At 65.9% G+C, this 6,134-nt stretch carries 5 protein-coding genes; 3 read left to right on the forward strand and 2 right to left on the reverse strand.

The genetic code is table 11. The features are described 5' to 3' along the window. The first annotated feature begins 282 nt into the window (after positions 1-282). The gene (locus ACIPIA_RS08745) at positions 283-1,224 is read left to right on the forward strand and encodes an ABC transporter ATP-binding protein (RefSeq protein WP_400508618.1); all 942 of its coding nucleotides are present in this window, start codon (positions 283-285) and stop codon (positions 1,222-1,224) included. Beyond that, complete coding sequence (locus ACIPIA_RS08750; protein ID WP_400508610.1) at positions 1,221-1,997, forward strand: ABC transporter permease; 777 nt, start codon at positions 1,221-1,223, stop codon at positions 1,995-1,997. The genes ACIPIA_RS08745 and ACIPIA_RS08750 overlap by 4 nt, the downstream gene beginning before the upstream one ends. 23 nt (positions 1,998-2,020) lie before the next feature. Here the strand turns inward: ACIPIA_RS08750 and ACIPIA_RS08755 are convergent, their stop codons facing one another. Together ACIPIA_RS08755 and ACIPIA_RS08760 are read right to left on the reverse strand one after the other, a co-directional pair. Then, positions 2,021-2,869: a class I SAM-dependent methyltransferase gene (locus ACIPIA_RS08755; protein ID WP_400508612.1), complete on the reverse strand. Its 849-nt coding sequence runs from the start codon at positions 2,867-2,869 to the stop codon at positions 2,021-2,023. Between the two features lie 24 nt (positions 2,870-2,893). Further along, positions 2,894-4,255 (reverse strand): APC family permease, encoded by a 1,362-nt coding sequence (locus ACIPIA_RS08760; RefSeq protein ID WP_400508614.1) that lies wholly within the window; start codon positions 4,253-4,255, stop codon positions 2,894-2,896. A gap of 198 nt (positions 4,256-4,453) precedes the next feature. On the opposite strand from ACIPIA_RS08760, the gene ACIPIA_RS08765 reads away from it, so the two are divergent. Then, positions 4,454-6,076, forward strand: coding sequence for a peptide chain release factor 3 (locus ACIPIA_RS08765; RefSeq protein WP_400508616.1), 1,623 nt, complete (start codon positions 4,454-4,456; stop codon positions 6,074-6,076). Positions 6,077-6,134 lie beyond the last annotated feature (58 nt).

Genomic DNA, 6,134 nt, shown 5'->3' on the forward strand with positions numbered 1-6,134 from the left:
GAACCTTCATCCACCCGCGAACGTTGCCGCAGCATCATCCGTCCAATGAGGGGCTGCCAATGCGTTCGATCATCCTGTGGCTTGTAGGCGTTCCGATCCCGATCATCATCCTGTTGTGGTTCTTCATGAAATAGGCGGACGCCTCACTCATGGACGAGGCCGGGCCCGTGCCCGGCCTCGTCGCATTTGAGGGCAGGCTACCGCCACAGGCTGACAGCAATCATGCTTCTTCGTCATGGCCCTGCCATCGCAACCGCGCGCCGCCCGGCCTATATGGCGTCCATGCATTCGCCATCGACACCGCCGATCATCTCGGTCTCGGGTCTGTCCAAGACCTACGCCACCGGCTTCACGGCGCTGAAGACCGTCGACCTCGCCATCCGGCGCGGCGAGATCTTCGCGTTGCTCGGCCCGAACGGCGCCGGCAAGACGACGCTGATCAGCATCATCTGCGGGCTGGTGCGCCCCAGCACGGGCACGGTCGTCGCCGATGGCCACGACATCCAGCGCGATTATCGCGCCGCCCGTGCCGCCATCGGCCTTGTGCCCCAGGAGCTGACGACCGATGCCTTCGAGACGGTCTGGGCGACGGTGAACTTCAGCCGCGGCCTGTTCGGCAAGCCCAAGGATCCCGCCCTGATCGAGCGCATCCTCAAGGACCTTTCGCTCTGGGACAAGAAGGACACGCAGATCCGCCGCCTCTCGGGGGGCATGAAGCGGCGCGTGATGATCGCCAAGGCGCTCTCGCACGAGCCGCGCATCCTCTTCCTCGACGAGCCGACGGCCGGCGTCGACGTCGAGCTCAGGCAGGACATGTGGCAGATGGTGCGCCGTCTCAGGGAAGATGGGGTCACCATCATCCTGACCACGCACTACATCGAGGAGGCCGAGGAGATGGCCGACCGCGTCGGCGTTATCTCGAAGGGCGAGATCATTCTGGTCGAGGAGAAGGCCGAGCTGATGCGCAAGCTCGGCAAGAAGCAGCTCGCCTTGCAGCTCCAGCAACCGATCGCCGCGGTTCCGGCCGCGCTCGCCGATTTCGACCTCAGGCTGTCCAACGGCGGCGACGAGCTCGTCTACTCCTATGACACGCAGGCAGAGCGCACAGGCATCACCACCTTGCTTCAGGGCCTGTCCGAAGCCGGCATCCGCTTCCGTGACCTCAGCACCAGCCAGAGCTCGCTCGAGGACATCTTCGTCAATCTGGTGAGGGAGCGGGCATGAGCACGGCGAGCTTCAACCCGCGCGCCATCGCGGCGATCTATCTGTTCGAGATGGCCCGCACCTGGCGCACGCCGCTGCAGAGCATCGTCTCGCCCGTGCTCTCGACCTCGCTTTATTTCATCGTCTTCGGCGGCGCCATCGGCTCGCGCATGCAGTCGGTAGAGGGCGTGCCCTATGGCGCCTTCATCGTGCCCGGCCTGATCATGCTCTCTCTCCTGACCCAGAGCATCGCCAACGCCTCCTTCGCGATCTACTTCCCGAAATTCACCGGGACGATCTACGAGCTGCTTTCGGCCCCCGTCGCCTGGTGGGAGGCGGTGATCGCCTATGTCGGCGCGGCCGCGTCGAAATCGATCCTGCTCGGCCTCATCATCCTGCTGACCGCCACCTTCTTCGTGCCGCTCCGGATCGAGCATCCCTTCATGATGCTGCTCTTCCTGGTGCTGACGGCGACGACCTTCAGCCTGTTCGGCTTCATCATCGGCATCTGGGCGGATGGATTCGAGAAGCTGCAGGTCATCCCGCTGCTGATCGTGACGCCGCTCGCGTTCCTCGGCGGCTCCTTCTATTCGATCAGCATGCTGCCGCCCTTCTGGCAGACGGTGACGCTGTTCAACCCGGTCGTCTATCTGATCAGCGGCTTCCGCTGGAGCTTCTACAGCATCGCCGATGTCAGCCTCGGCGTGAGCCTCGCCATGACCCTCGTCTTCCTCGCCGCCTGCATTGCGGTGGTCGGCTGGATCTTCAAGACGGGCTACCGGCTCAAGAACTGAGCCGGTAGCGCCTTGGCCTAGAGTCAGCTGCTGGAGCGGCTCGCCTGCCATTCCAGCTTCGAGCCCGCCGCCTCGCTGCTGCCGGTCATGCGGCCATTGTCCACGCGCCCGCTATAGCTGCGTCCGCCGGCCATGAAGCTGATCTCCGTGCCCTTCATGCGCGCACCCGAGATCGGCTGCGCCTTGCCGGCCACCGTCAGCGTTCCCGACAGTTTCTGGAAGGTCTGCGTCAGCTTCAGCTCGCCATCGCCGAGCCGCCATGTCCCCGCGACCTTGGCCGGCACCACCCAGTGATAGGCCCGGCAATAGCTCGAGCAGTTTTCTGCCACGACGGCGGTTTCATCCGGCTCCCACTCGTCCATCGTGAAGGTGTTGGAAACGACCCGCGTGCCCGGCTTCATGTCGAGGATCGTCGGCCGCAGCTTGAGATTGAGCTCCGGCAGCAGGAACAGCGTCAGCACGGTCGCATCGGAAAAGTTCGTCTCGAAGATATCCCCCTCGACGAACCGCGCTCGCTCGGTCACGCCCTCGGCCTCGGCCGCGCGCTTCGACAGGGTCACGAGGTCGGGATTGTACTCGATGCCGAGCGAGCGCAGGCCACGCTTGGCCGCCGTGATGACCGTGCGCCCGTCGCCCGAGCCGAGGTCGATCAGATAATCGTCCTTCGTCACCCTGGCCATGTCGAGCATCCGGTCGATCAGGACCTGCTGGGTCGGCACCCAGACGACATCCTTGCCGGGCTGGCCGGAGCGCGGGACATAATCAGGCGTGGCGCTGGGGTCCTTCGTCGCCTGGACGGGCTGGGCCTGGGCGGCGAGCGGCGCAAGCAGGCCGATGGCGCAAGCGGCAGTGAGGATGCGAACGAGCTTCATCAGGTCTCTCCTGTCGGGCGGTCGTTACTTGAGCGGTGCAGGCACGGCGGAGGCGGGCATTTCGATGTCCGCTTGCCGCCGGCGGAAGAGCAGCAGCGGCAGTCCCGCGAGCACGACCGCGAGGCCGACGAGGGCGCCGCGGCCGGTATAGGCGAGGCTCGCATGCAGCATGTAGGCGCAGCCGAGGCAGAACACGATTGGCGTCAGCGGATAGAGCGGAACGCGAAAGGGCAGCCGCCGCCCAGGCTCGCGCCAGCGCAGGATCGGCAGCGCCAGGCCGACCAGAAGCAGGAACGCCCAGAACACCGGCGCGCTGTAGTCGACCATAGCCTGGAAGCCGTCGCGGCTGGTCGCTCCCAGGCCCACGAGCAGAAGCGCGACCGCGCCCTGCAGCAGAAGCCCGTTCGCCGGGGCCCGGCCGCGCTCGTCCCACTCGCCGACGCGCGGCAGCAGCGTGAGGTCGCGCGCCATCGCGAAATAGACGCGGGCACCGGTGAAGATCGTCGCGTTCAGCGTCGAAAGCGCCGCCACCACGATGGCGAGGCTGACGATGACGGCTCCGGGTTCACCCGCGACACGCCTCATCATGTCGGCAGCGACGGCCTCCGACCCACGCAGCCCGTCGAGGCCGAGAATCGCAAGCAGGGCCAGATTGGCGAGGACATAGACGCAGATCAGGATCGCCGTGCCGATCGCCAGGACCCGCACCATGTTGCGGGCCGGGTCCTTCAGCTCGCCCGAGAGATAGGCCGCCTCGGACCAGCCGCCATAGGTCAGAAGCACGAAAACCATAGCGAGGCCGATCGCCGCCGTGCCCGGAGCCGGCGTCGCCGCCTGCGGCGGCGCGTCCCCGCTTCCGAACAGCCCGAGCAGGATGATCGCAGCCAGCGCCGCGATCTCGATGAAGGTCATGACGATCTGCATCCGCTTGCTCTGCGCGGTGCCGATGACGTTGAGCGCGGTCAACGCAATCACGGAAAGAGCCGCGTAGATGGCGGGCCCCATCGGCCCGAGCGGCGCGACCTGGGCCGCATAGTCCCCCAGCACGAAGGCGACGGCGGCGATCGCTCCCGTCTGGATCACCGTCCCGCGTGCCCATCCGAACAGCATCGCGACCGGCCGGCCATAGGCGCGCGCGAGAAAATGATACTCGCCGCCGGCATGGGGATGGGCAGCGGCCAGCTCGGCATAGCAGAGGGCCCCGATCAGGGTGACGAGGCCGCCCGCGATCCAGACCCCGATGAAGGCGGCCTCGCTCCCGACATTGGCCGCGACGATCGCAGGCGTCTTGAAGATCCCGATGCCGACGACGATGCCCACCATGATCGTCACGGCATCGAAAACGGACAAGGTCGGTTGTGGCTCGGCCTTGGCGGCTGCGGGCATTCCGTTCCCCTCGACGCTATGTGGAGTCGTACGACGTAAGTCGCAGAAAGCAGAATGCAGTCGGAGACGCGGATGTTCCGCTCACAAACCTGTCGGCAATTCTCACGGAGCCGTGAGGAACGCGGAAAGGGGCGATTGATCGGCCTCTGCGTGGAGAATGATTGACTTCCCCCGCCTCATCCTGTCTTCACACCGGCCATGACCGATCTTTCGACCATAGAGGCGTCCGCGGCCGCTGCCGCGCCGCATGCGCGCCGGCGCACCTTCGCCATCATCTCGCACCCTGACGCGGGCAAGACGACGCTGACCGAGAAGCTGCTCTATTTCGGCGGCGCCATTCAGCTCGCCGGCGAGGTGCGTGCCAAGCAGGGCCGCCGCCAGACGTCCTCGGACTGGATGAAGATCGAGCGCCAGCGCGGCATCTCGGTCGTCACCTCGGTGATGACCTTCGAATATGGCGGCCACGTCTTCAATCTGCTCGACACGCCAGGCCACGAGGACTTCTCTGAAGACACCTACCGCACGCTGACCGCCGTCGACGCCGCCGTGATGGTGATCGACGCCGCCAAGGGCATCGAGGACCGCACCAAGAAGCTGTTCGAGGTCTGCCGCCTCCGCGACATCCCGATCGTCACCTTCATCAACAAGGTCGACCGCGAGACGCGCGACCCCTTCGACCTCATCAACGAGATCGAGACGACGCTGGCGCTCGACGTCGCGCCGATGACCTGGCCGGTCGGCCGCGGCCGCGAGTTCGTTGGCACCTACGACCTCAAGGCCAATACCTTCCGCCGCAACCAGAAGGGCGACGAACGCGCCGAGGACCGGCAGGTCTCCGGCTGGGACGATCCACTCTTCGACGAGCTTCTGCCGCACGGCGCCGCCGAGACCTGGCGCGAGGAGGTCTTCCTCGCCGCCGAAGGCCTCAAGCCCTTCGACCTCCAGGCTTTCCGCGAGGGCCATCTGACGCCGCTCTATTTCGGCGCTGCCTTGCGCGACTATGGCGTGCGCGACCTGATCGATGCGCTCGGCGCCTATGCCCCGAGCCCGCGCGCGCAAGCTTCCGACAAGCGCCCGATCGAGGCGGACGAGCCGAAGATGACCGGCTTCGTCTTCAAGATCCAGGCGAACATGGACCCCAACCACCGCGACCGCATCGCCTTCATGCGCATCTGCTCGGGCAAGCTGACGCGCGGCATGAAGGCCAAGCTCGTCCGCACCGGCAAGCCGATGCCGCTCAACGCGCCGCAATTCTTCTTCGCCCGCGACCGTTCGATCGCCGAAGAGGCCTATGCCGGCGACATCGTCGGCCTGCCCAACCACGGCACGCTACGCATCGGCGACACGCTGACCGAGGGCGAGGACATCGTCTTCAAGGGCGTGCCGAGCTTCGCCCCGGAAATCCTGCGCCGCGTCAAGTTGAAGGATGCGATGAAGGCCAAGAAGCTGCGCGAGGCGCTGCAGCAGATGGCCGAGGAAGGCGTCGTGCAGCTCTTCCTGCCGCATGACGGCGCGCCCGCCATCGTCGGCGTCGTCGGCGCGCTCCAGCTCGACGTGCTGAAGGAGCGCATGGATGCCGAGTATTCGCTGCCCGTCGATTTCGAGCCCTGCCAGTTCTCGATCGCGCGCTGGGTCTCGTCGGACGACAAGGCGGCGCTGGCCAAGTTCGTCGGGCACAAGCCCTCGGCCATGGCCGATGACCTCGACGGCGACCCGGTCTTCATGGCTTCGAGCCAGTTCACGCTGAAATACGATGCCGAGCGCGCTCCTGACGTCACCTTCTCGGACGTGAAGGACTACCAGAAGGTCACCAAGGCCTGAGCCGATCGTTGTGGCCTTAAAGCGACAGGCTGCGACACGCCTCGATCGAGTTGATCAG

It is taken from the genome of Allobosea sp. CER48 (genome assembly GCF_044752385.1).
GTDB lineage: Bacteria > Pseudomonadota > Alphaproteobacteria > Rhizobiales > Beijerinckiaceae > Allobosea.